Source organism: Stenotrophomonas maltophilia (assembly GCF_025642255.1).
GTDB classification, from domain to species: domain Bacteria; phylum Pseudomonadota; class Gammaproteobacteria; order Xanthomonadales; family Xanthomonadaceae; genus Stenotrophomonas; species Stenotrophomonas maltophilia_P.
Genome location: NZ_CP106759.1, coordinates 89,174 through 113,547, shown reverse-complemented (window position 1 = coordinate 113,547; position 24,374 = coordinate 89,174). Strand labels below are relative to the sequence as shown.

Sequence of the window (24,374 nt, the reverse complement as noted above, 5' to 3'; positions counted from 1 at the left end):
CTTCGCTCACTTCAGCGGCGGTGCACCACCGCAACCCTCCTGCTGCGCACAGAACTGCAGCGCGCGACGCTGCTGTTCCGCGCTCAGTTCCGGCGGTGGCCGTGCGATGGCGGACTGGATCTGATCCGGCCCCCCGGTGATCTTGTTCAAGCCCTTGCCCGCCGCCAGCAAGCCCTTGACCACGCCCATCATCACGTAGCCGCCGGCCATGCTTACCTGCTCGGGCGTCGGCGGTTCACTCCAGTTGCGGCTGAAGCGGTTGTTCTCGATCTTCACCGGGTTCCTGAAGCGGTACAGATCCAGTGGCTGATCGTCTTCAGGCTTCAGCGCGCGCACTTCGCCGAGGGTGGTGACGTTGCCCTGCGCGGGCGTGCCTTCGGGGGTCACGACAGACTCCGGCGGTGCGGCGACGGTCTGCCCGGGTTCGGGCACCACCGATACGGGTGATGGCGCCTGCTGCGCCTGCGCGGTACCGGCCAGCACCAGGCCGGCCAGAAGTGCTCCCTGCGTTGCTCGTCGTGCCACCCCTACCGCCCCTGTTGGTTGCATCCTTCGCCTGAGGATACGGATGGCGGCTTCAGATTTCGTTGGAACGGCGCGCGCTGTTCAGCCCGCGCTGAAGTGGACTGCACGTCCGCGCCCGCGAGGTGCACCTGTCATTTGTTCGAGGCGGGCCAGCCCGTTGTTCCGGCGCACGCGGCAGGCGTTTCACTGGATTCGACGTCCGGCTGCCGCCCGCGCACTGAACGGTTCACTCCGTCCCGCTGCGGGGTCTCACATCCTGAGACCCATCTGTGGTGCCATGTGCCCCCCTGGAATCCGTGCACCCATGGCCTACGAACTCGCCAAGCGCACCGCCGACGCGGAGCAGCAACTCGCGACCCGCGACGGTCTGCCCGCCCGCGACGGTGCCCTGCTCAGCGCGCGCCTGCAGCGCCGCTACCACGACCGCATCACCGGCAGCTTTGCCATCCCCGGCCGCGAGGGCCGATATGCGCCCATTCCGGAATCGGTACCGCCGGCCCTTGCCGCCGCATTGAAGGCACGTGGCATCGAACAGCTGTACAGCCACCAGGCCGAGGCCTGGGAGGCCAGCCAGCGCGGCGAGCATGTGGCCATCGTCACCCCGACCGCCAGCGGCAAGTCGCTGTGCTACACCCTGCCGGTGGTCAGTGCGGCCATGCAGGACAACGCCAAGGCGCTGTACCTGTTCCCCACCAAGGCGCTGGCGCAGGACCAGGTGGCCGAACTGCTGGAGCTCAACCGCGCCGGCGATCTCGGGGTGAAGGCGTTCACCTTCGATGGCGACACGCCCGGGGACGCGCGGCAGGCGATCCGCCTGCATGGCGACATCGTGGTATCCAATCCCGACATGCTGCACCAGGCGATCCTGCCGCATCACACCAAGTGGGCGCAGTTCTTCGAGAACCTGCGCTACATCGTCATCGACGAAGTGCATACCTACCGCGGCGTGTTCGGCAGCCATGTCACCAACGTACTGCGCCGGCTCAAGCGCATCTGTGCGTTCTATGGCGTGCAACCCCAGTTCATCCTGTGCTCGGCCACCATCGGCAATCCGCAGGCCCATGCCGAAGCCCTGATCGAAGCACCGGTCACGGCCATCACCGAGTCCGGTGCGCCCAGCGGACCGAAGCAGGTGCTGCTGTGGAACCCGCCGGTCATCAACCCGGACCTGGGCCTGCGTGCATCGGCGCGTTCGCAGAGCAACCGCATCGCCCGCATCGCGATCAAGTCCGGCCTCAAGACCCTGGTGTTCGCGCAGACGCGGCTGATGGTCGAAGTGCTGACCAAGTACCTGAAGGACATCTTCGACCACGATCCGCGCAAGCCACCGCGCATCCGCGCCTATCGCGGCGGTTACCTGCCCACCGAGCGTCGCGAGACCGAACGCGCCATGCGCGCGGGCAGCATCGATGGCATCGTCAGCACCTCGGCGCTGGAACTGGGCGTGGATATCGGCAGTCTGGACGTGGTGATCCTCAACGGCTATCCGGGCAGCGTGGCCGCCACCTGGCAGCGTTTCGGCCGTGCCGGACGCCGCCAGCAGCCCGCGCTGGGCGTGATGGTGGCCAGTTCGCAGCCGCTGGACCAGTACGTGGTACGCCATCCGGACTTCTTCGCCGAAGCCTCGCCCGAACATGCGCGCATCGCCCCGGACCAGCCACTGATCCTGTTCGACCACATCCGCTGCGCGGCCTTCGAGCTGCCGTTCCGGGTCGGCGATGGCTTCGGCCCGATCGATCCGGAGGTGTTCCTGGAAGCCCTGGCCGAGACCGACGTGGTCCATCGCGAAGGCGAGCGCTGGGAGTGGATCGCCGACAGCTATCCGGCCAACGCGGTGAGCCTGCGCGCGGTGGCCGACGGCAACTTCGTGGTGGTCGACCGCAGCGACGGCCGCCAGCAGATCATCGCCGAGGTCGATTACTCCGCCGCCGCGCTGACCCTGTACGAGGGCGCCATCCACATGGTGCAGTCCACGCCGTACCAGGTGGAGACGCTGGACTGGGAGGGGCGCAAGGCCTACGTCACCCGCACCCACGTGGACTACTACACCGACAGCATCGACTTCACCAAGCTCAAGGTGCTGGATCGTTTCGACGGCGGCGTGGCCGGGCGCGGCGATTCGCACCACGGCGAGGTGCACGTGGTGCGCCGCGTGGCCGGCTACAAGAAGATCCGGTACTACACCCACGAGAACATCGGCTACGGCCCGGTCAACCTGCCCGACCAGGAACTGCACACCACCGCAGTGTGGTGGCAGCTCCCGCAGGCGCTGCTGCTGCGTGCGTTCGCCAGCCGGCAGGACGCGCTGGATGGCTTCCTGGGTGCCGCCTACGCGCTGCACATCGTCGCTACGGTGGCGGTGATGGCCGACGCACGCGATCTGCAGAAGTCGGTCGGCAATGGCGACGGTGCATGGTTCGCGGTTGCCGACCAGAGCGGCCGCGGCCAGCTGCGCGGCAGCGATGGCGATCCGGGCGCGGTCGAGCTGCTGCAGGTGTTCGTGCCGACCGTGTACCTGTACGACAACTTCCCGGGCGGCGTCGGCCTGAGCGAACCCCTGTGGCAGCGCCAGGCGGAGCTGGTGCAGCGCGCGCGCGAACTCGTGCAGCGCTGCGACTGCACGGCGGGCTGTCCGGCCTGCGTCGGCCCGGTACTGGCGGCGCAGGAGGAGGACGAGACCTCGCCGCGCGCACTGGCATTGCGCGTGCTGGACCTGTTCGATGCCGACGCCTGCCAGCACGTGCCCGATGCGGTGCCCGCCACCCGTGGCGCCGTGGAGCTGCTGGCACCGTGAGCCTGAGCCTGGACAAGCTGCGTCTGCTGCGGAAGCAGGCGGGCGACCCGAAGGCCGGGCCGCCGGCTGTCACGGCGGCGGCGCCCGCAGCGGTCGTCCCGGCAGCGGCCAATGATGCACGGCAGCCACCGGCCGAACGCTCGGTATTCGCCTGGGTTGAACAGGAGATCCGCCACAAGCCGACCGGCCCGGCCGTCATGACACCCGCCCCCACCACGCCACCGTTGCGGCAGCCCCACGTCGGCAGCCTGCATCGCCTGCTGGGATTGCGCACACGCGGCAGCGCAGCGCCCCTGCACGCGACCGCACAGGACCGGCGGCTGCCCGGCGAGGAGATCGCGCCAGGCCTGTTCCTGATCGAATCCCTGCAGCCGCAGCCGGTTCCGAAGGTTCCCCTGTCGCTGGCGTTCGCCCGGCGCGAGAACGAGCACGTGGCCGCGCACGACCTGCTGTTCTTCGATACCGAGACCACCGGGCTGGCCGGCGGCACCGGGACCCGCGCCTTCATGATCGGTGCTGCCGACTGGTACACCTGCCCGCAGCGCGGCGAAGGCCTGCGCATCCGCCAGTTGCTGATATCGACGATGGCCGCCGAAGAGGCGATGCTGGCCACCTTCGCCGGCTGGCTGCAGCCCTCCACGGTGTTCTGCAGCTACAACGGCCGCAGCTACGATGCGCCCCTGCTGAAGGCGCGCTACCGGCTGGCGCGCCAACGCGACCCGATCAGTGCCCTGGATCATGTCGACCTGCTGTATCCGACCCGCCGCCGCTATCGCGGCACCTGGGAGAACTGCAGGCTGTCCACCATCGAGCGCCAGCTGCTGCGCGTGATCCGCGAAGACGATCTGCCGGGATCGGAGGCACCGGGCGCGTGGCTGCGGTTCCTGCGCGGCGGCGACGCGGTGAACCTGCGCCGGGTGGCCGATCACAATCACCAGGACGTGGTGACCCTGGCCCTGCTGCTGCAGCGGCTGGTCCGCGAGGAAGCACAGGAGCGCGAACTGCTCGCCCTGCAGGCGCCACCCGGCATGGCCTGAGCCGGGTCCTGTGTGTTCGCGGACGGTGTGACTTTATGACTGAATGCGATGGGGTTGGCAGAATGATGCCCTGCCGCTGGACCCCCAGGCGGCCCCGCCGGAGACTGGCGCGGCTCACGACACGGAGGTTCCATGAGCACCCAGGTCCCGGGCTCCCAGCTGCGCTCCCTTGCTGCCCTGCTGGCCGGCACGGAGGCGTCCAGCACGCTGGCCGGATTCCATGGCGAGGACCAGGCGGCGCTGCTGGCCCGGCTGGATGACGGGCAACTGGCCAGCCTGCTGCCGATGGCCCTGGGGTGCGACGGGCTGCCGCCCACCGATAGCGCCCGCCAGTGGGCGCACCGCATTCTCGACGCCGACGCGCAGCGGCAGCCCCGTCTTACCGTTGCGATCTGCGCCGCTGCACTGCTGCGCTTGTCCCGGCGCAGCACCGGTACACGGTCGGGCGCGCTTCGTCCGGTCGACGGCGTGGCCCTGCTTGCGCGCTGCACCGAGCCCGGCCACGAGCGGCTGCAGGCGCCCGCGCTGGCATTGCTGCAGCACTGCGGCCTGCACGCCGGGGCAAGCGTCGAAGCCGGCAGCGATGCACTGGCGCTGCTGGCGTTGGCGCGCTGTGCCGGTGCCGACGGCAGCGGAACGCTGGCCTCGCTGCTGGACGGCTGCAGCGCGCACCCGCTGCTGCGTGATGAGCTTCGCCTGGTGGCGCACTGGCCGTTGCAGGACCTGTTGCGCCATGCCCGCATCGCCGAGCTGTACCCCACCGAGGCCGACATCGATCCGGCACCCGCCGATCTGCAGCCACTGAGCGAACACGACACCTACCTGCAGTTCGCCGAGCACGCATTGCAGCAGGCAGCGCAGCGCCTGCAGGCGATCCACAGTGGCCAGGCGCCCTACATCGCTGACCGTGCCTTCAGCATCGCCGAAGCCGGTGTGCTCTGGCGTGCCACGCGCGCGGCACTGGAATGCGATGCGCCCTGGCTGCGGCCCTTGCTGGCGCAGGTGCTGCCACCGGTGTGCGTTGCCCCGACCGCCGCCCGGACCCTGCCCTCGCAATCGGTGGCGGTGGCGCTGGCCAAGGCGGTCAATGCGATGCCCACCCCCGAGGCCATCGCCGCGCTGGCGCTGGCGCGGTCGCAGGTGCGCCATGCCGGTATCGCGCGGAAGCTGGACCGCCATCTGGCCGCCGCCGAACGCCGCCTCGCACAGCGCCCGCAACTGCTGCTGCGCCTGCCGGTCATTGCCGCCGGCAGGCGCTCACTGGCCAGCCTGGCCCGTGCCCTGGAGGCCACGTTCGTGCTGGGCGGCGAGTGGGCACTGCAGGACTGGCGCGACGCGTGCCGGCAACCGGCATTGGCCACCCTGCTGCAGGGCCTGGTCTGGCAGCTCGCGGATGCGCGCGGGCACTGGATCGATGCGATGCCGGTGGACGGCGCGGAGGCGTTCGCCGATGCGCATGGCATCGTGGTCGCGTTGCAGGGCCGCAACCGCCTGCGCCTGTGGCATCCCGCCCGCAGCCAACCCCATCTGCGCGCCGCCTGGCGCGCGCGGCTGATCGAGCAGCGCTGCCGGCAACCGCTTCGCCAGGTGTTCCGCGAACACTATCTGGACGCCCGCGGCGAACCCGCCGATACCGCTGCATTCAATGGGCTGACGCTGTCGGTGGCGACCTTGGCCGGGCTGGCCCGTCGGCAAGGCTGGCACGGCGATGACGGCGGCCAGCTGATGTTGGCCAAAGGCCCGTGGCGGATCGGCTGGCAGCTGTCAGCACCGCTGTCGCATGGCCTTGCCGGTGAGATCCGCAGCGGCCGCGTCCAGTTCCAGCGGCAGCATCGCGACGCGTGGCAACCGGTGCAGGCGCGCGAGCTGCCCGCAGTGGTGGCGTCCGAACTGCTGCGCGAACTCGACCTGCTGGCCAGTACCTGCGCATGCGGTGGCGAGGGCATGCCACTGCCGCCGGCCCGCATGGTCCGCTTGCGCGGGCGGACCCTGGAGCATCTGCTGGCCGCTCATCCGCAGCGTGACCTGATGACCTTCCAGCGCCGCCATGTGCAGGTCGGCCACTACAGGCTGCACCTGGCCACCGCCCGCGCCAGCCTTGCCGGGCAGACGCTGGCCTTGCCGGATCTGCCGGCGCGGCCACGCCGCTGGCTGCCTTACGACGACGCCGTGCTGGCGCAGCTGCTGGGCCGCATCGAACAGCTCGCCGAACGGGTATTGACGCCCCCTGAAGCCCCGATCGATGAGACTGTCTGCTCCTGATGCGTGGAGGATCCGCGATGCGTTCCAGTCTCTGGTTGATGCTCGGTTGTACCCTGCCGCTGGCCGCCTGCAGCCATGCGGGCGGCAGTGCAGGCAGTGGCAGCAGCAGCGATCCTGCACCCCGGCCTCCGCATGTCGCAGGAAGCCCGCAGCGATGCAACCCGGAAAAGCTGGAGGGGCTGGCAGGCAGGGCCGCCGACGAGGCCACGGTGAAGCAGGTGGTTGAAGCCAGTGGTGCACGCACGGCGCGGGTGGTGAAGCCCGGCATGGCGGTGACCATGGATTTCCGCGAGGACCGGGTCACCATCGAGGTCGACGCGCAGAACCGGATCGTGCGCGCCAACTGCGGTTGAGCCGCTAACGCCGGGCCGGGCCCGGCGGTTTCCATCCGCATGCACGTCGCTGGGCACGCCGGGCATGGCCCGGCGCTACCGCCGCTTCACAGCTGCTGGGCCTTGCCATTGGCCAGCGCACGGGCGATCACCTGCTGCGCCTGTCGCGAGGCCTGCTCGTGCAGGCGTGCCTGGCGTTCGCCGAGCGCGGCCTGCTGGCTGCCCAGCGCCGCCTGGCGGCTGGCCAGCGCGGCCTGCTCTCCGGCCAGCCGACCCATCTCGCTGCTCCGCCCCGACTGGCGTTCGTCATCACGAGCAGCCTGAAGGGCGCGCCGCGCTTCAGCGGCGGCCTGCCGCGCGAGCGCTGCATCGTCGACCGAGTCACGCGCGGCCCTGGCCGCTTCGGCCGCCGCTTCACGATTGATGTCATGGGCAGCCATCGCACTGCGCGCAGTGCGCATCGCATCCTGCGCGATCTGGCGTGCATGTTCGCTCTGCAACCGGCCCAGTTCGCCCTGCCGGCGGCCGAGCTCGCCCTGCTGGCGACCCAGCACGCTCTGCTGGCGTCCCAGTTCGCCCTGCTGACGGCCCAGTTCCGCCGCGCCGGCATAGGCACGTTGCAGTGACTGCACCAGCATCGGATCACGCACCACGTAGCGCTTGTCACCCTGGCGGAACCACAGTGCCGGTCCCTTGCCGAGCTGCCTGCGGGCCTGCGCCACGTCATCGATGCCGCCATTGGCGAAGGTCGAATCCCCATCCACCAGCACGTAGGCCTGGCGCGGCGACTCGCCCAGATCCAACGTCCCGTAGGTGGTGATGGAGGTGCCGGTAGAGGTCATGCCGTCATGGTCCTCGTCCACGTCGGTCCCATCGTCGAAGGCCCCCACATCGGCATCATCGGGTCCGGTCACATCGTCCGGCCCGGTCACGTCAGCCGGCGGCGCGGGGGGAACCGGCACGGCCGGCAGGTGCGCCGACGCTGCCGGCGCCGGCGGTGCCTTCGGAGCCGGCGGCGGCGACAGGGGCTTCGGGGCCGCCGGCGGTGCGGGAGGCGCCGGCGGCACCGGCGCTGCGACCAGTCGCATGGGTGCCACACCCACCACCAGCACCACGGCCGTCAGGGCAACCGCGAGCACGCGCGGGCAGGCTTTGCGCGGCTGCAGCGAGAGCAGCCGGCGCTTGAGGCTGGTCGTGTCCGGCGCGGCACTGGCCACCCCCAGGTGCGGCTGCGGTGCAACGCCCAGCTGCAGCAGCAGACGCCCGTACGCGTGGCGACTGGCCCCATGCTGGCCCACCACCGCCTCATCCACCGCTTCTTCCCGGGCCTGGGCGTACTCACGCACAGACAGCCGCAGCAGCGGGTGGAAGAAGAACAGGTGCTGCGCCAGTGCCGGCAACAATCCCCACTGCAGGTCACGGCGCTGCAGGTGCTGCAGTTCATGGGTCAATGCCAGGTCCAGCGCGTCGCCCTGCAGTGCAGTGGCGCCGGCCGGCAGCAGCAGCACCGGGCGCAGCGGCCCGACCAGCTGCGGCGCATCGATCTGTGCGCTCATCCACAGGCGCGGCGGGCGGCGAAGTCCATGCGCGTCGGCGGCCAGGTGCAGCGCCTGCACCAGCGCCGCGTCCTCGCAGGGATACGCGGCGGCCAGCATCGCGCGGCAACGCCGCCACTCCGCCAGGGTGCGCCAGGCCATCAGCAGCACACCGGAGGCCCACAGCGCGGCCAGTGCAAGCGCCCACCACGCTGTTGCGGGCGTCGCCACGACCTCCACCGGCATCGTGGCCAGCAGCTGCGCGGAGCCTTCCGCAGACAGCGGATAGACCACATCGGCGGCGATATCGGCAGCGGTCATCGCCACCGACGGCGACGCGGGCAACCAGGGCAGCTGCACCGGCTGGCTCCACACCAGGCCGAGCACGGCCTGCAACGAAACCAGCCACCACAACCGACAACGCGTGGCGGCCGACAGCGACGGCATCAGCCGGCACACGGCATACACCAGCGCCACCAGCAGCACGGTCTGCAGGCTGGTCCAGCCCAGCCGTTCCAGCATCGGGATCAGCATCGTGGTGTCCATGGCTCAGCCCTCGTGGCGACGCGATTGGAGCTGGGCGACCAGCGCTTCCAGCTCGGCCAGCTCGTTGTCGCTGACCTGCTGGCGCTGCGAAAGATAGGCCACGAACGGCGACACCGAGCCCTGCAGGGTGTTGTCGACGAACTGGGCCACCGCACCCTGCAGCACGCTGTCAGGGCCACGGGTGGCCTGGTAGCGGTACAGGCCTTCGTGCTGCCGTCGCTGCAGGTACCCCTTGGTGCGCAGCCGCTCCATCATCGTCAGCACGGTGGAACGGGCCAGCCCGCGCGCCTCGCCATAGCCGCTGGCGACCTCGCCGACACTGGCCGGCGCATGTTCATCGATGTACTGCAGCAGGGCCAGCTCCTGGTCCCCGATGGTTTTGCCGCGCATGACAGGCTCCCTTGACTACACGTGTCGTCACTGTCGGCGTGACGACACCTGTAGTCAACCCCCCGGAAGTCATGGGCCGACGAACGGTAGGGGGCAAGCGCAGCATCCCCGTCTCCTCTCCGTGCACGGCGTTTCCTGGCGCCCCCTTCCGCCGGGCGCGTGCATCCCGGTCGGGCAGGCCGATCCGATAGAGTTGGCCCTGGCGACGAGCCTTCTCTTCTCCATCTTCAGGAATCGCATGCATGCGTACTCCGGTTGGCCGCTGGCTGCGGCGGCCTTCAACAGCCTCCTTACTTGCGGCGTGCCTGTCCGCCGCTCTGCCCGCGCATGCGGCAGACGCAGGCAATGCACTTTCCAGTGGCCGCGCACTGCTGGAGCGAATCACAGGCAACGAGGAGGGGCGTAAGTGCAGCGACGCACTGTGCCGCGCTCGCGCGGTGTCCTGGGCCCAGGGTTACATCGCGGCAGTCGCCGACAGCAGCGCCGGGCAATGGTGTGGACGAGCCACGGTCCTGCCCCATGAGCTTGTGGATCGCGTGTACAGCCACCTGAAGGCGCTTCCGCGCGCCCGCCTCGAGGAAGACGCATCGACGCTGACGCGGGAAGCGCTGGTTCACTCTTTCCCGTGTTCCCATGCGGCTCCATCGAGCAACAGCAGACCTGCCCAGGAGCGATGATGCCCCGATCCTTGATCAGTGCGTTCGCATTGCTTGTGCTGCACATTCCCGCCTCACATGCGTGGGAGTGCGAGACGGATCCTGCGAAGTTCAGGTTCACATCGGACTCGCCTTCCACGTTCAACCTGGGTGAGCGGGAGGAAGTGGACAGGGCCTACGCCGCCCTGGCCAAGCACCTGCAACCGCTGCAGGGCTATCGGGCACCGAGGATCTTCTATTCAAAGGGCTTCAGCGCGATCCGGGAACATGACTGCAAGGCCGGAAAGTGCACCGCCATGGAGGTGCTGGAAGGCCTCCAGGAATGCGGCGCAGGCGGAATGAGCAGGCAGGATGCCTGTTACCCGTTGGCAGTCGTGCATGAAGGCAGGCTCTATTGCCTTCTGTACCCTGGCCAGAAGGACTTCGATCCTTCCAGGCCGTTTACACCCTATGTGCCCTTCAACAATAGCTGATGCGCGGGATCAGTCCCGCAGATCCTGCAGCTGATCGCGTGGGAAGAAGTCCGGATCGTCCTGTCCATCCAGCATCGCCTCGACCCGTTCGTCGAACTCGCGGGCGGCGGCAGCGGAGGCGTCGGGCCCCAGGAATGCGGAGTATCCGTTTCCAGCGAGGCCAAGCGCGGCGACCGTTCTCCGTTCGCCGTCCTCGCCCCACAGATAGTCGTGGACAACGACCAGGCCGGCATCGTCCGTGGCCAGGAACTCGGCTGCGCTGCGCCCCAGGGCCAGAAAGAACAGGATGTCGTAGAGACTCTCCGAATAGGTCAACGACCCGGCAACGAAGTGTCTTCCCTGATGGTCATAGGCCGCAATCCTGATGTTCTCCGCCTCTGCCGATCCCAGCACGAACTCCAGTGCCGCGCGGTTGTCCCGATGGCGCGCCAACATCGCGTTGCAGTCTGAAATGAGCGTCTGCAGACCCGGCGCATCCGGGTCGGAAAGATCCCCGCCTCCGGGAAGACTCCACTGCCCGCCGATCGAGCGCCAGTCCGACCAGCGGGACACGTCCGGCGGTGCTGCCGCAAGCCACCGCGCAAGATCTGCGCGTGAAATCCTCAATCTGAGAAAAGCCGAGTACGGTTCGGACATCGCCGCCCTTCCTCCTGGGCATGGGTCTGCGTTGCGTGCAGCGGACAGACTGTAGCAAGTCCGGCAGCAGGCATCCTCCGTTCGCTGTCAGTATCGGCATCAACGCAGTCAGGGTGGACTGCCGGCCCCGTTGGAATGTCCTCCCTCTCGGAAAGTCGCAACGGCAGCATCTAAACCCTCCTGCTGCCTGCTGCATCCCATCCGCACATCCCGCCGGGAATAACCCATGTTCCGCCCATCGCTTCCCCTTCTGCTCCTGCTGCTTGCTGCTCTGCCCCTCTCGCCGGCGTCAGCCAGCCCGGAGCCGGCGAACGAACAGGCTCGCCGCCTGATCCGCCAGACATTGCAGGACGAGCGCATTCCAGGCCTGCAGATCGCAGTGGTCAAGGACGGCCAGGTCGTGCTGTCCGAAGCGTTCGGCTTGGCCAACGTGGAAAACGGCGTTCCCGCCACACGCAGCACGCGATTCCCGTTGAACTCCGCCACCAAGGCCTTTACCGGCGTCGCCGCCGCACAGCTGGCACAGCAGGGCCGGCTGGATCTGGAAGCACCGCTGTCGCGCTATCTGGATGCACTTCCGGCCGCCTGGCAGACCGTGCGCGTACGTCAGCTGCTGGCCCACACCTCCGGCCTGCCGGACATCCTTGACGAGCGCGGGCTGCTGGGCGGAGGCACCGAGGCACAGGCCTGGCAGGCCGTGACCGCACAGCCGATGGATGCAGCACCTGGCCAACGTTTCGCCTACAACCAGACCAACTATCTGCTCCTGGCGCGGATCATCGCGCGGCAGTCGGGCGTGCCCTACGACCGCTTCCTGGCCAGCCGGCAGTTCGGCGCCGCCGGCATGGAACGCACCACCTTCGGCGACAGTTACGACCTGATCCCCGACGCCGCCACGATGTACAGCCTGGCCCCGCGCGCGACCGAAGCCGCCGATACTCCGCCACGGCTGTCGCACTGGTTCTACGACGTGCCGCCCAGCCTGTGGTCCGGCGGCGGCATCCTTACCACCGCCGATGACACCGCGCGCTGGCTGGTCGCACTGCTGGACGGGCGACTGCTGCGCGAGGACGGGCGCACACGGATGTGGACCGCCGAGCCGCTGGCCGATGGCAGGGCGGGCCCGTGGTCTGCCGGCTGGCCAGTACTGCAGGGTGCGCCGGACCGGCAGGTGGCCGGCATCGGTGGCGCGCGCTCGGCCTTCATCGTCTACCCTGACCGCGGCATCGCCGTGGTGGTGCTCACCAACCTGGTCGGCGCCAACCCGCAGCGCTTCATTCCGCGCATCGCCGATCTGTATGCGCCCCCGGTCAGCCCCGCGGGCCGCCCATCACCGGCAGGATGACCCCGCTGATGTAGCTGGCACAGGCCGGTGACGCCAGGAACACATAGGCCGGAGACAGCTCCTCCGGCTGTGCCGGGCGCCCCATGTCACTGTCCTTGCCGAACTCGGCCACGTCGGGGGCCTGCTTGTCCGCAGGATTGAGCGGCGTCCACACCGGGCCGGGGGCCACGCAGTTGACCCGGATGCCACGCGGCAGCAGCTGGCTGGCCAAGGCTTTGGTGAAAGCGTGGATCGCTCCCTTGGTCGCCGAATAGTCGATCAGCGCCTTGCTGCCGAAGAGGCCGGTTTCCGAACCCGTGTTGATGATGCTGGCGCCCTCGCCCAGGTGTGGCAGCACGGCCCGTGCCATCTGCACGTAGCCGCCGATATTGGTCTGCAGCGTCTCCTGCAGATGCTCGTCCTCCAGGTCCTCCAGGCGCTCGCAGTGCAGCTGGAAGGCGGCGTTGTTGACCAGGATGTCGACGCCCCCGAAGGCCTTGGCGACCTGCTTCACCGCCTTGTTGCAGAAACGCGGATCGCGCACGTCGCCCGCAATCACCACGCAGCGTCCGCCCTCGCTCTCCACATGCTGGCGGGTGATCTCGGCATCCTCGGCCTCATCAAGGTGCAGCACCGCCACGTCCGCCCCCTCGCGCGCGAACAGGACAGCGACGGCGCGTCCGATCCCGGAATCGCCGCCGGTGACGATCGCGCGCATGCCCTGCAGCTTGCCGCTGCCGACGTAGTCCGGTGCCAGGAAGCGCGGGGCCAGGTCCAGTTCGTGCTCATGTCCCGGCTTGGCCAGGTGCTGGGCAGGCAGGGTCTCCGGCTGGCGTCGCGTGCCCGCCTGGGTTGCCTTCTTCCTGGTCGCCTTCTTCGCCGCACGCGCATCCTTGGCCTTTTCCTGGTCCTGCAGGCGTCGCTGGCGGGCCGCAACCCGGGCGGCACGTGGATCACCGGCGGCGGCCTTGCGGGTTGCCGTCTTCACCACGCGGGGGCGTTCGGCCGCTGCTGCGGCGCTGCCCTCGGCAGCTGCCTTCGTACCCTTGCGTACTTTGGGCGACGCCTTGCGGCGGGCGGGAACCTTCTTGCTCGTAGCCATGCGGTCTCCTTCAGGTGTGGGGAATGGGGTGGGCTCAGGCGCGATCGGCAACGCCCTGCACGCCGGCATGGCCAGCGCAGTGCGCACAGCAGAAGATCTGCCCGTTGCCTTCGACGCCGTGGCCGATCACGGTGCAGTTGCAGTGCGCACAGCGTGGCGCGAAGGCGTGGATCGCGCATTCGAACGAGTCGAACGTGCCGCTGCGCCCGCCCTGCTGCAGGGTGAAACTCTTGTCGTAGTCGTTGCCGCATACATCACAGGTGGCCATGTCATACCTCCGTGGCGTGCCAGTACATGCAGTGTGGCCATCGCCGCTGTCGGCGACAGTGAATGCACCGTGTCCCGCATGTGCACGCCGTTCATGCCGCCACCACGCCGCGCGCGGCACGCTGGCGTCCTCATCACCATGGAGCAGGATCATGATCCGCGCATTCAGCGTAGCCGCACTGACCTTTGCCGTCGCCGCATGCAGCAGCACGCCAATCGCACAGGTTCAACCGATCGACGGCGTGATTTCCGGCCAGTGCCACAGCGACATGGTGCGCGGCGCCGTCGGTCTGGCAGCGTCGGCGGCCACCGTTGAACGTGCACGCGTGGACAGCGACAGCCTGCACGTGCAGGTGCTGCGCCACGACGGTCCGCGTGTTCCGCCCGCCAGCGAAGGCGGTGATCGCCTGACCATCGAGAAGGGACGCACCAACAACATCACGGCGATCTACTGCGGCTGAGCCGGCGTGCCCGCCGCAGTACACGCAACGTGGCCTGTTCCCACTGCCGCGGGCCGCGCAGGCCCGCCAGCGCGGTGAGTTCGCCACGCTCCCAGCCGGCGAACACACAGGGATCGATGTATGCCCTGCGGCACACCGCAGGGGTGTTGCCCAGACGCGCGGCAACCTGGCAGACCACCTCGCGCTGTGCTGCGGCCAGTGCGCGCTGGCTGGCAGGCTCGGGCAGCGCGGTGGCAGCCAGTGCCTGCACCGCCGCCGCCGTGCCGCCCCAGGTACGGAAATCCTTGGCGGTGAAGTCCTCACCCATCACGTCGCGCAGGTACTCGTTCACTGCGCCGGAATCGACCGGCTGCACCTGGCCATCATCGTCGCGGTACTGGAACAACGACTGCCCCGGCAGCTGCTGCAACCGTCGCACCATCTGGCCCAGGCGGCGGTCGCCCACCGTCACCTCCTGCAGTTGGCCGGACTTGCCCCGGAACCGCATGCGTACCCGCCCGCCGCGAAGCAGCTCGAGGTGGCGGTTGCGCAGGGTGGTCAGCCCGAACGAGCGGTTCTCGCGGGCATAGGTCTCATTGCCGATCCGTACCAGCGTATCGGCCAGCAGCGCCACCACCACGGCCAGCACCTTGGTCCGCGGAAATCCGGACTGCCGCAGGTCGCGTGCCAGCCGCCGCCGCAGCGTGGGCAGTGCCTCGCCGAACGCAATGATCCGATCGAACTTGCCGGCATCGCGCACCTTCGCCCAGTCGGCGTGATAACGGTACTGCTTGCGGCCACGCGCATCGCGGCCGGTCGCCTGCAGGTGGCCGTTGGCATGCGCGCAGATCCATACCGCGGTGTAAGCCGGGGGAATGGCCAATGCGCGGATACGCTGCAGCGTGGCCGCATCGCGCACTGCGTGGCCGTCAGCATCACGGTAACGGAAGCCTTTGCCTGCACGCAGCCGGGTGAAGCCCGGTTGGGTGTCATCAACGTAGCGCAGGCCGGCCGCGCGCGCCGCCGCGCGCTCGGGTGTGGGGGACGTGGGCATGCCAGCAGTGTGGCGATCGACATGACGCGGCCGCGTCAATAACGCAAGACAAACACGTGAGGATGGGTTCGCGGCTATGCTCCGGCTTTCACAGTCCCTTCCGGAGTCATGATGTCGTTCCCGATTCGCGCCCGTTCGCTCTCCGCCCTGCTGCTGCCGGCCGTGCTGGCCTTGTCCGCCTGCCAGGCGCCGGCGCTGGATGAACAGGATTCGGCCACGGCCCACGCCCAGCAGGCCGCCGAAGCCGCCAAGGCACCGGCCGATGAAGCCGGCAAGGCCACCGAGGCACCGCCGGTGGGCACCTGCGACGCCAGCCAGGTGCAGAGCCTGGTCGGCCAGGCCTACACCGACGCGCTGGGCAAGCAGGCCCAGGAAGATGCCGGTGCTCAGCAGGTGCGCGTGCTGCATCCCAATGACGCGACCACGATGGAGTTCCTGGGCGACCGCCTGAACATCGAAGTGGACGCCAAGGACGTGGTCAGCGGCGTCCGCTGCGGCTGATCCCGGCCCGCGCCGGCGGATCACCGCCGGCGCTTTCCGTTGCACCTGCAACCGTGTATTGCGGCGTTGCAGCAACCTGTGCTTTATTCGAGGCATCCGGTGGCCTCACGATGCGCTCCAGGGATTGGGCGGGCTTGAGTGTCCCCGCTCATTTCATTCCGCATCGAGGTAGAGATGGCCCCCCGCAACCGCCAAGGGCTTTACGACCCGCGCTCCGAGCGCGATGCCTGTGGATTCGGCATGGTCGCGCAGCTCGACGACCAGCCGTCGCGCCTGCTGGTGGATACCGCCATCGCCGCGCTTTCGCGGATGACCCATCGCGGCGGCGTCGCCGCTGACGGGCTCACCGGTGATGGCTGCGGGCTGCTGCTGCGTCGCCCCGATGCATTCCTGAAACTGCTGGCCAGCGAAGCGGGCATCACCGTGGCCACCCGCTTCGCGGCGGGCCTGGTGTTCCTTCCGCACGACGCCGACGCCGCGCAGGCCTGCCGGACGCAGCTGCAGGTGCAGCTTGAAGCGGTAGGCTGCCGCGTGGCGGGCTGGCGCGAGGTTCCCATCGACGACAGTGTCTGCGGCCAGCTCGCGCGCGATACGCTGCCGCGCATCGAGCAGGTGTTCGTCGATGCCGGTGTCGGCCAGGACGGCACCGGCTTCGCCCTGGCGCTGTACCTCGCACGCCGTCGCAGCGAACAGCAGCTGCGCGACCATGGCGATTTCTACGTCACCACGCTTACCCCGGATGCAATCAGCTACAAGGGCATGGTCCTGCCGGACAAGCTCAGCCGCTTCTATCCGGACCTGCAGCGGCGCGAGCTGGCCTCCAGCGCGATCGTGTTCCACCAGCGCTTCTCCACCAACACGCTGCCGCGCTGGCCGCTGGCGCATCCGTTCCGCCTGCTCGCGCACAACGGCGAGATCAACACCATCGAGGGCAACCGTCGCTGGGCGCAGGCGCGCAGCAAGGTGTGGAAGACACCGCGCTTCGACATCGCCGAGTTCGATCCGGTGATCTCCATGCATGGCTCGGACTCGCAGAGCCTGGACAACATGCTGGAACTGATGGTCGCCGGCGGCATGGAATTGATCCAGGCGCTGCGCATCCTGGTGCCACCGGCGACGCAGTCGCTGGAGTTCAAGGATCCGGATCTGGCCGCGTTCTACGAGTTCCATGGCCTCAACAGCGAGCCCTGGGACGGCCCGGCCGGCATCGTCGCCTGCGACAGCCGCTATGCGGTGTGTACGCTGGACCGCAACGGCCTGCGCCCGGCGCGCTGGATGCTGACCGCCGACCGCCACTTCCTGGTCGCCTCCGAAGCGGGCGTGTGGGAAGTGCCGACCGAGCGCGTGGTACGCAAGGGCAAGCTCGGCCCCGGTGAAATGGTGGCCATCGATCTCAAGCGCGGCGACCTGCTCGATTCGGACGCGGTGGACCGCATCAACCGCGGCCGCGCACCGTACAAGCAGTGGCTGCAGCAGGGCGTGACCTACCTGCAGACCGAACTGATCGATCCTTCGCTGGTGGAGGAGCCCTTCGACGAGGGCACCCTGCGCAGTTACCACAAGCTGTACCAGCTCAGCAGCGAGGAGGTGGAGCAGGTGCTGCGGCCGCTGGCCGAGACCGAGCAGGAAGCCACCGGCTCGATGGGCGATGACACGCCGATGGCGGTACTGAGCCAGCGCAGCCGGCCACTGTACGACTACTTCCGGCAGGCATTCGCGCAGGTCACCAATCCGCCGATCGATCCGCTGCGCGAAGACTGCGCCATGTCCCTGTCCACCCAGCTCGGCAAGGAGACCAACATCTTCCATGCCGGCCCGGAGACGGTGAACCACGTCATCCTCAACTCGCCGGTATTGAGCCAACGCAAGCTGCGCCAGCTGCTGAAGATGGACCAGTACCTGCAGGCCAACCGCCTGCTCGACCTGTCCTACAGCGAGGAAGAAGGGCTGCGCAACGGCATCGAGCGCATCTGTGCGGAGGCCGAACGCGCCGCACGCGAAGGCATGGTGATGCTGCTGCTGTCCGACCGCTATCCGGTGGCCGGGCGACCGATGGTGCACGCCCTGCTGGCCACCAGTGCGGTGCATCATCACCTCTCGCGGCTGGGGCTGCGCTGCGACGTCAACCTGATCGTCGAGACCGGCACTGCGCGCGACCCGCACCATATGGCCTGCCTGCTCGGCTTCGGGGCCACCGCGGTGTACCCGTATCTTGCCTACCAGACCCTGTTCGACCTCGGCCGGCGCGGCATCCTCAAGCTCAGCAAGGGCGGTGAGCAGTCGCAGATCGGCCGCCGCTACCGCAAGGGCATCTACAAGGGCCTGTCGAAAATCATCTCGAAGATGGGCATCTGTACCGTGGCCAGCTACCGCGGCGCGCAGCTGTTCGAGATCATCGGCCTGGAGCCGGAAGTGGTCGCGCTGTGCTTCCCCGACACCGCCTCGCGCATCGGCGGCGCCGGCTTCGCGCGGCTGGATGCCGATGCGCGCGAACTGTGCGCGCAGGCCTGGGATGCACAGCAGGATGTCGATGTCGGCGGCCTGCTGAAGTACGTGCACGGCGGCGAGTACCACATGTACAACCCGGACGTGGTCACCACCCTGCAGCGCGCGGCGCGCAGTGGTGATGCCCGCGCCTGGCAGCAGTACTGCGATGCCGTGCATGCCCGGCCGCCATCGGCGTTGCGTGACCTGCTGCAGCTGGTGCCGGCGCCGACACCCACGCCGCTGGACGAGGTGGCGCCGGCCAGCGAACTGTTCCCGCGCTTCGACACCGCCGCGATCAGCCTCGGCGCGCTGTCGCCGGAAGCGCATGAGGCGCTGGCCATCGCGATGAACCGCCTCGGCGGCCGCAGCAATTCCGGCGAAGGTGGCGAAGACCCGGCCCGCTACGGCACCCCACGGCGCAGCAAGATCAAGCAGGTGGCGTCGGGTCGCTTCGGTGTCACCGCCGAGTATCTGGTCAATGCCGAGGTGCTGCAGATCAAGGTCGCGCAGGGCGCCAAGCCCGGCGAAGGCGGCCAGCTGCCGGGGCACAAGGTCAACGAGCTGATCGCCCGCCTGCGCTACGCGCGGCCGGGCATCGGCCTGATCTCGCCGCCACCGCACCACGACATCTATTCCATCGAGGACCTGGCGCAGCTCATCTACGATCTCAAGCAGGTCAACCCGACCGCGCTGGTGTCGGTGAAGCTGGTCAGCCATGCCGGCGTCGGCACCATCGCGGCCGGCGTGGTCAAGGCCGGCGCGGACCTGATCACCATCTCCGGCCACGACGGCGGCACCGGTGCCTCGCCGGTCAGCTCGATCCGCTACGCCGGTGTGCCGTGGGAACTGGGCGTGGCCGAAGCGCACCAGGCGCTGCTGGCCAACGACCTGCGCGGGCGCACCCTGCTGCAGACCGATGGTGGCCTGAAGACCGGCCTGGACGTGGTCAAGGCCGCGCTGCTGGGTGCGGACAGCTTCGGCTTCGGCACCGCGCCGATGATCGTGCTGGGCTGCAAGTACCTGCGCATCTGCCACCTCAACAACTGCGCCACCGGCGTGGCCACCCAGGACGAACGCCTGCGCGAGAACCACTTCACCGGCCAGCCCGAGCGCGTGGAGAATTTCTTCCGCCTGCTGGCCGAGGAAGTGCGTGGCTGGCTGTCGTACCTGGGCGCGCGTTCGCTGGAGGAGATCGTCGGCCGCACCGACCTGCTGCGGCAGATCGAGGCCGCACCGCGCGACGGCGTGCGCGTGGACCTGTCGCGCCTGCTGGCAGATGCGCGCTACGAAGGCAGCCATTGCGCGGCGCAGCGGCTGTACGAATCGCCGGACAGCCTGGCCACGCAGATGGATGGCCTGCTGGCGGACGCGATCAAACAGCGCAGGGGGGGCGAACATCGCTTCCTGATCCACAACACCGACCGCAGCATCGGCACCCGCCTGGCCGGCGCGGTGGCGCGCGCGCACGGCAACCAGGGCATGGCCGACGCCCCCCTGGAGCTTCGCTTCCGTGGCAGCGCCGGACAGAGCTTCGGCGCCTTCAATGTCGGCGGCCTGCATCTGGAAGTGGAGGGCGAAGCCAACGACTACGTCGGCAAAGGCATGGCCGGCGGCCGCCTGGTGGTACGTCCGCCGCGCGGCGCGCGGTTCGAGGCGCGCAGCACTGCGATCATCGGCAACACCTGCCTGTATGGCGCCACCGGTGGCGAGCTGTTCGCCGCCGGACGTGCCGGCGAGCGCTTCGCGGTCCGCAATTCCGGTGCGCTCGCGGTCGTGGAAGGCGCCGGCGATCACTGCTGCGAGTACATGACCGACGGCGTGGTACTGGTGCTGGGCAAGGTCGGCCTGAACTTCGGTGCCGGCTTCACCGGGGGGTTGGCCTACGTGCTGGATGTGGACCGCGACTTCGTGGACCGTTACAACCACGAGCTGATCGACATCCATCGCGTGTCCGCCGAAGGCTTCGAGAACTACCGCCAGCACCTGCACCGCCTGATCGGCCGCCATCGCGAACTGACCGGCAGCATCTGGGCGCAGCAGATCCTGGACGAGTTCCGCGATTACATCGGCAAGTTCTGGCTGGTCAAACCGAAGGCCGCCAGCATCGAATCGCTGACCGAGACCCTTCGACGCGCGGCGTAAGCGCCTCCGGCGCGCCGCCCGCAACCGGCGCGCGCCTGCTCCCTCACCGCAGTAGTGCCGGCCTCTGGCCGGCCATCGAAATCACAGAGCCCGCCATGAGCCGCAAGCACGCCTTCCAGTTCCTCGATCTGCCCCGCACCATGCCGCAGCGCATTCCGGTTGAACTGCGTACCTCCGGCGACTGGGGCGAGCTGTACGGAAAGTTCGGCAAGGAGGATGCGCAGTACCAGGCCGGGCGCTGCCTGGACTGCGGCAACCCTTACTGCAGCTGGAAATGCCCGGTACACAACGCCATTCCACAGTGGCTGCAGCTGGTGCAGGAGAACCGCATCCACGAGGCCGCCACCCTGTGCCACAGCACCAATCCGCTGCCGGAGGTGTGCGGCCGGGTCTGCCCGCAGGATCGCCTGTGCGAAGGCAGCTGCACCCTGGAGGAATTCGGTGCGGTGACCATCGGCGCGGTGGAGAAGTACATCGTCGATACCGCACTCGCCAGCGGCTGGCGTCCGGACCTGGGTGCCGTGCAGCCCACCGGCCACAGCGTGGCGGTGATCGGTGCCGGTCCGGCGGGTCTGGCCTGTGCCGATCGCCTGGCCCGGGCCGGCATCACCGCCGTGGTGTACGACCGCTACGAGCAGATCGGCGGCCTGCTGCAGTTCGGCATCCCCAGCTTCAAGCTGGACAAGGACGTCATCCATCGTCGCCGCGAGGTGCTCGAAGGGATGGGCGTGCAGTTCCGCCTGGGCGTGGAGATCGGCCGCGACATCAGCGTGCAGCAGCTGCTGGACAGCCACGACGCGGTGTTCGTCGGCACCGGGGCCTACCGCTACACCGACGGCGGCCTGCCGGGCCAGGACCTGAAGGGGGTGCTGCCGGCCCTGCCGTTCCTGGTGCAGAACAGCCGCATCGTCGGCGGCGATGACCCGCAGGGTCGACCGATCGCCGGCTGGGAGGACCAGATCGCCCTGCCCGACCTCAACGGCAAGCGCGTGGTCGTGCTCGGCGGCGGCGACACCGGCATGGACTGCGTGCGCAGCGCGGTGCGGCTGGGCGCGGCCAAGGTCACCTGCGCGTACCGTCGCGACGAGGCCAACATGCCCGGCAGCGCGCGTGAAGTCGCCAATGCGCGCGAGGAAGGCGTGCGCTTCCTGTTCAACCGGCAGCCGCTGTCGATCGAGGCCGGCGCCGACGACGAAGCGATCGGCGTGACCGTGGTTGAAACCCGGTTGGGTGAGGCCGACGCCCAGGGACGCCGCAACGCGGTGCCGATCGAGGGCAGCGAGTCGCTGCTGGAGGCGGACGTGGTCATCATCGCCTTCGGTTTCGCGCCGAGCGTTCCGGCCTGGCTGGCCGAACACGGTGTGCAGGGCCAGGCGAACGGTCGCATCGTTGCCGGCGGCAAGGACCGGCTGCCCTTCCAGACCGCGCATCCGCGCCTGTTCGCCGGCGGTGATGCGGTACGCGGCGCCGACCTGGTGGTAACCGCTGTGGCTGAAGGCCGCGACGCCGCTGCCAGCATCGTCCGTCTACTGTCCAACTGAGCCGGGTTCCATTGCCGGCAGTACGTCGGCCAGCGTCGCGCGCAACCCCTGGGTGTCGACCGGCTTGGCCAGGAACCGGTCGATGCCGGCGGCACGACAGGCCTCGCGCGTGCTCTCCAGCACGCTGGCCGTCAGCGCGATGATCGGCACCCGTGCACGCGAAGGGCAGGGGTCTTCGCGGATCGCACGCGCCAGCGCGAACCCGTCCATGCCGGGCATGTGGCAATCGGTAACGACAACATCGAAGCCCTGCGCCCGCCATGCCGCCAGCGCCTGCAGGCCATCGGCAGTGGCGTGCACCTGCAGGCCCAGCTCGCGCAGCCGCTGCACCAGCAGTTGCAGGTTGGTCGGGTGGTCCTCGGCCACCAGCACCCGTGCCGCAGGCAGTCGCGCGACCACCTCGGCCATGGCCGGCACCGCCTCCAGTGGCGCCAGGCAGCTGGCGAACTCCAGGTCGAACCAGATGCGCGTGCCCTTGCCCGGCGAGCTTTGCAGCTGCAGCTCGCCGCCCATCGAGGCCACCAGGTCCCGGCAGATGGCCAGGCCCAGGCCGCTGCCGCCGAACCGGCGCCCCGTCGACGGCTCGGCCTGGATGTAATCGGCGAACACGGCCTGCTGCCGCTCGGGACTGATGCCTACGCCACTGTCGCTCACCTGCAGGCGCAGGCATTGTCCTGCCGCCTGCGTCCGCAGCACCCGCAGCCGCAGTTCCACACCTCCGTGCAGGGTGAACTTCAGTGCGTTGCCCACCAGGTTGAACAGGACCTGGCGCACGCGCAGGCCATCGGCCAGCAGCCACCGCTGCAGCGCAGGATCAAGCACGCACCGCAGGTGCAAGGCACGGCTGGCCGCCATCGGTGCCAGCAGCTGCTGCACGGCCGTGGCCAGCGCACCCATGTCGGTGGCACGCAGCTGCAACGGCAGCGCCTGCAACCGATGACTGTCGAGCACATCATCGAGAATCTGCCGCAGCATCTGCGCGGCCACATCGACGGTGGACAGGACCTGCCGCTGGCACGGGTCCAGCGGGCTGTCCGCCAGGCATTCGAGCATGCCCAGCAGCGTGCTCATCGGTGTGCGGATCTGGTGGCTCATGGTGGCCAGGAAGTGCGTCTTCGCCGCTGCAGTCTCTTCGGCCTGATGGCGTGCCCCGGCCAGGGCACGGGTGCGTGCCTGCGCCGGGCTGACGTCCATCCAGTAGCCACTCCACTCGATGTCGTCGCTCTCGCCCGGCAACGGCCTGCCATGCGAACGGATCCAGCGCCAGCCATGGGGACCCAGCGTGCGGAAGGTGATGTCGATCGGCGCACGGGCCCGCGCTGCGGCTTCCAGATGATCCAGCACCGGCTTGCGATCGTCGACATGCACCGCCGCCATGAGCCGGCGATGGTCCAGCCGCACACTGTCCAGACTCATGCCGAACAGCGACTGCACGTCGCCGGCGACCAGCGGCAGGCTGTAGTCGCCCTCGCCGCTGCGGCGCGCCCGGTAGACCACCGCAGGCAGGTTGGCGGTCACTTCCTGCAGTCGCTGTTCCAGCGCGCGGCGCTGGCTGCTTTCGCGATGCAGCCTCCAGTAGCCGAAGGCATACACCAGGATCAGCGCCAGCGCGACCAGCAGCACCGGCACCAGCCAGCGCAGCGGCGACCGTGCGGGCGGCGCGCGTGCTCCGCTGGGCGCCCACGTCGCACGGAGCGCGTCGCGCTGCGCGTCGTCCAGTTCCTGCAGCACGGTGTCGAAGGCGGCGACGGTGGCCGCACAGGCCGGCGCAGCCGCCAGCACCCAGGCATCATCGAAGCCGGCCGGCGCGGCGATCACCAGGGCATCGCTGCCGGGCCTGCGCAATGCGGCTTCCACTTCGGCCAACGTGGCAACTACCGCGTCGACCTGGCCGATGGCCAGCAGCTGCAGCGCATGATCGAGCGCGTCGACCTGCAGCAGCCATGCGCCCGGCGCCTGCTCACGCAGGTGGGCCGCCAGTGGCACCGTGTCGAGGCTGGCGACGCGGCGGCCGCGCAGACCGCCCAGTCCCTGCAGTGGCGTGTCGTTGCGACGGCGCACGATCACCTGTGACAGCTGCAGGTAGGGCCTGCTCACGACCCAGCCGTCGGGCACCTGCTCGCGCGGCCATCCCAGCACGGCCTGGGTACCGGCCGGCAGCGCCCCGACCGCGCCGGCCGCGGCGGGAAGCGGATGTGGACGCAGCGCGATCTGCTCGCCCAGCCGCCGCAGGTAGTCGGCAACCAGGCCGCCGGGCTGGCCCTGCGCGCTGAAGGACAGTGGCGGGCGGTCACTGGGCCAGGCCACGACCAGGGGCATGTCGCACCCGT

General features: G+C 69.1%; 19 protein-coding genes. 11 read left to right on the top strand and 8 right to left on the bottom strand.

Annotated elements, in window-relative coordinates; genetic code table 11:
* Nucleotides 1-6: 6 nt before the first annotated feature.
* Nucleotides 7-486: a hypothetical protein gene (locus N8888_RS00455; RefSeq protein ID WP_430542991.1), complete on the bottom strand. Its 480-nt coding sequence runs from the start codon at nt 484-486 to the stop codon at nt 7-9.
* Nucleotides 487-829: 343 nt separating this feature from the next.
* Between N8888_RS00455 and N8888_RS00450 the strand changes: the two genes are divergently transcribed.
* The 4 genes from N8888_RS00450 to N8888_RS00435 all read left to right on the top strand — a co-directional run bounded on the left by N8888_RS00450 (nt 830) and on the right by N8888_RS00435 (nt 6,971).
* Entirely contained in the window at nt 830-3,319 is a 2,490-nt protein-coding gene (locus N8888_RS00450) for a DEAD/DEAH box helicase (RefSeq protein WP_065182089.1), read from the top strand.
* The gene (locus tag N8888_RS00445; protein WP_065174118.1) at nt 3,316-4,356 is read left to right on the top strand and encodes a ribonuclease H-like domain-containing protein; all 1,041 of its coding nucleotides are present in this window, start codon (nt 3,316-3,318) and stop codon (nt 4,354-4,356) included. The genes N8888_RS00450 and N8888_RS00445 overlap by 4 nt, the downstream gene beginning before the upstream one ends.
* 132 nt (nt 4,357-4,488) lie before the next feature.
* On the top strand, nt 4,489-6,618 hold the full coding sequence (locus N8888_RS00440; protein WP_263176716.1) for a DUF4132 domain-containing protein: 2,130 nt from the start codon (nt 4,489-4,491) through the stop codon (nt 6,616-6,618).
* Nucleotides 6,619-6,635: 17 nt separating this feature from the next.
* A complete protein-coding gene (locus tag N8888_RS00435) occupies nt 6,636-6,971 on the top strand; it encodes an I78 family peptidase inhibitor (protein WP_111187061.1) in 336 nt (111 codons plus the stop codon).
* An 86-nt stretch (nt 6,972-7,057) separates the two neighbouring features.
* Here N8888_RS00435 and N8888_RS00430 read toward each other — a convergent pair whose 3' ends face one another.
* Entirely contained in the window at nt 7,058-9,031 is a 1,974-nt protein-coding gene (locus N8888_RS00430; RefSeq protein WP_263176715.1) for a M56 family metallopeptidase, read from the bottom strand.
* A 3-nt stretch (nt 9,032-9,034) separates the two neighbouring features.
* Complete coding sequence (locus tag N8888_RS00425; protein WP_053515971.1) at nt 9,035-9,421, bottom strand: BlaI/MecI/CopY family transcriptional regulator; 387 nt, start codon at nt 9,419-9,421, stop codon at nt 9,035-9,037.
* A 242-nt stretch (nt 9,422-9,663) separates the two neighbouring features.
* On the opposite strand from N8888_RS00425, the gene N8888_RS00420 reads away from it, so the two are divergent.
* Together N8888_RS00420 and N8888_RS00415 are read left to right on the top strand one after the other, a co-directional pair.
* A complete protein-coding gene (locus tag N8888_RS00420; protein ID WP_263176714.1) occupies nt 9,664-10,098 on the top strand; it encodes a Rap1a/Tai family immunity protein in 435 nt (144 codons plus the stop codon).
* Entirely contained in the window at nt 10,098-10,550 is a 453-nt protein-coding gene (locus tag N8888_RS00415) for a hypothetical protein (protein ID WP_128987667.1), read from the top strand. The genes N8888_RS00420 and N8888_RS00415 overlap by 1 nt, the downstream gene beginning before the upstream one ends.
* Before the next feature lie 9 nt (nt 10,551-10,559).
* On the opposite strand, the gene N8888_RS00410 is transcribed toward N8888_RS00415, so the two are convergent.
* Nucleotides 10,560-11,186, bottom strand: coding sequence for a hypothetical protein (locus tag N8888_RS00410; protein ID WP_263176710.1), 627 nt, complete (start codon nt 11,184-11,186; stop codon nt 10,560-10,562).
* 256 nt (nt 11,187-11,442) lie between these two features.
* Between N8888_RS00410 and N8888_RS00405 the strand changes: the two genes are divergently transcribed.
* Entirely contained in the window at nt 11,443-12,531 is a 1,089-nt protein-coding gene (locus N8888_RS00405) for a serine hydrolase domain-containing protein (protein WP_263178441.1), read from the top strand.
* Here N8888_RS00405 and N8888_RS00400 read toward each other — a convergent pair.
* Nucleotides 12,497-13,612, bottom strand: a complete 1,116-nt coding sequence (locus N8888_RS00400) for an SDR family oxidoreductase (RefSeq protein WP_065182097.1) — start codon at nt 13,610-13,612, stop codon at nt 12,497-12,499. The two genes, N8888_RS00405 and N8888_RS00400, sit on opposite strands and share 35 nt — an antisense overlap.
* A 34-nt stretch (nt 13,613-13,646) precedes the next feature.
* Nucleotides 13,647-13,880, bottom strand: coding sequence for a metallothionein (locus N8888_RS18755; RefSeq protein WP_053516095.1), 234 nt, complete (start codon nt 13,878-13,880; stop codon nt 13,647-13,649).
* A gap of 151 nt (nt 13,881-14,031) precedes the next feature.
* Between N8888_RS18755 and N8888_RS00390 the strand changes: the two genes are divergently transcribed.
* Nucleotides 14,032-14,340 (top strand): hypothetical protein, encoded by a 309-nt coding sequence (locus tag N8888_RS00390; protein WP_128987665.1) that lies wholly within the window; start codon nt 14,032-14,034, stop codon nt 14,338-14,340.
* Here N8888_RS00390 and N8888_RS00385 read toward each other — a convergent pair.
* Entirely contained in the window at nt 14,318-15,373 is a 1,056-nt protein-coding gene (locus N8888_RS00385; protein ID WP_263176706.1) for a DNA topoisomerase IB, read from the bottom strand. The genes N8888_RS00390 and N8888_RS00385 overlap by 23 nt on opposite strands.
* 111 nt (nt 15,374-15,484) lie before the next feature.
* Between N8888_RS00385 and N8888_RS00380 the strand changes: the two genes are divergently transcribed.
* From N8888_RS00380 to N8888_RS00370, 3 genes are all read left to right on the top strand, one after another.
* Complete coding sequence (locus N8888_RS00380; protein WP_053515984.1) at nt 15,485-15,874, top strand: I78 family peptidase inhibitor; 390 nt, start codon at nt 15,485-15,487, stop codon at nt 15,872-15,874.
* Between the two features lie 174 nt (nt 15,875-16,048).
* Nucleotides 16,049-20,503 (top strand): glutamate synthase large subunit, encoded by a 4,455-nt coding sequence (gltB, locus tag N8888_RS00375; protein ID WP_263176704.1) that lies wholly within the window; start codon nt 16,049-16,051, stop codon nt 20,501-20,503.
* A gap of 95 nt (nt 20,504-20,598) precedes the next feature.
* Nucleotides 20,599-22,044: a glutamate synthase small subunit GltD family protein gene (locus tag N8888_RS00370; RefSeq protein ID WP_065182099.1), complete on the top strand. Its 1,446-nt coding sequence runs from the start codon at nt 20,599-20,601 to the stop codon at nt 22,042-22,044.
* Here the strand turns inward: N8888_RS00370 and N8888_RS00365 are convergent.
* Nucleotides 22,030-24,363 carry an ATP-binding protein gene (locus N8888_RS00365; RefSeq protein WP_263176702.1) on the bottom strand — a complete coding sequence of 778 codons (2,334 nt, stop codon included), beginning with the start codon at nt 24,361-24,363 and terminating at the stop codon, nt 22,030-22,032. The two genes, N8888_RS00370 and N8888_RS00365, sit on opposite strands and share 15 nt — an antisense overlap.
* Nucleotides 24,364-24,374: the final 11 nt, after the last annotated feature.

Excerpts from the sequence above, each read along its gene's own strand:
- N8888_RS00390 (WP_128987665.1), top strand. The coding sequence starts at position 14,032 with ATGATCCGCGCATTCAGCGTAGCCGCACTGACCTTTGCCGTCGCCGCA.
- N8888_RS00450 (WP_065182089.1), top strand. The coding sequence starts at position 830 with ATGGCCTACGAACTCGCCAAGCGCACCGCCGACGCGGAGCAGCAACTC.
- N8888_RS00365 (WP_263176702.1), bottom strand. The coding sequence starts at position 24,363 with ATGCCCCTGGTCGTGGCCTGGCCCAGTGACCGCCCGCCACTGTCCTTC.
- N8888_RS00430 (WP_263176715.1), bottom strand. The coding sequence starts at position 9,031 with ATGGACACCACGATGCTGATCCCGATGCTGGAACGGCTGGGCTGGACC.
- N8888_RS00415 (WP_128987667.1), top strand. The coding sequence starts at position 10,098 with ATGCCCCGATCCTTGATCAGTGCGTTCGCATTGCTTGTGCTGCACATT.
- gltB (WP_263176704.1), top strand. The coding sequence starts at position 16,049 with ATGGCCCCCCGCAACCGCCAAGGGCTTTACGACCCGCGCTCCGAGCGC.
- N8888_RS00440 (WP_263176716.1), top strand. The coding sequence starts at position 4,489 with ATGAGCACCCAGGTCCCGGGCTCCCAGCTGCGCTCCCTTGCTGCCCTG.
- N8888_RS00435 (WP_111187061.1), top strand. The coding sequence starts at position 6,636 with ATGCGTTCCAGTCTCTGGTTGATGCTCGGTTGTACCCTGCCGCTGGCC.
- N8888_RS00400 (WP_065182097.1), bottom strand. The coding sequence starts at position 13,612 with ATGGCTACGAGCAAGAAGGTTCCCGCCCGCCGCAAGGCGTCGCCCAAA.
- N8888_RS00425 (WP_053515971.1), bottom strand. The coding sequence starts at position 9,421 with ATGCGCGGCAAAACCATCGGGGACCAGGAGCTGGCCCTGCTGCAGTAC.
- N8888_RS00420 (WP_263176714.1), top strand. The coding sequence starts at position 9,664 with ATGCGTACTCCGGTTGGCCGCTGGCTGCGGCGGCCTTCAACAGCCTCC.
- N8888_RS00380 (WP_053515984.1), top strand. The coding sequence starts at position 15,485 with ATGTCGTTCCCGATTCGCGCCCGTTCGCTCTCCGCCCTGCTGCTGCCG.
- N8888_RS00370 (WP_065182099.1), top strand. The coding sequence starts at position 20,599 with ATGAGCCGCAAGCACGCCTTCCAGTTCCTCGATCTGCCCCGCACCATG.
- N8888_RS18755 (WP_053516095.1), bottom strand. The coding sequence starts at position 13,880 with ATGGCCACCTGTGATGTATGCGGCAACGACTACGACAAGAGTTTCACC.
- N8888_RS00385 (WP_263176706.1), bottom strand. The coding sequence starts at position 15,373 with ATGCCCACGTCCCCCACACCCGAGCGCGCGGCGGCGCGCGCGGCCGGC.
- N8888_RS00410 (WP_263176710.1), bottom strand. The coding sequence starts at position 11,186 with ATGTCCGAACCGTACTCGGCTTTTCTCAGATTGAGGATTTCACGCGCA.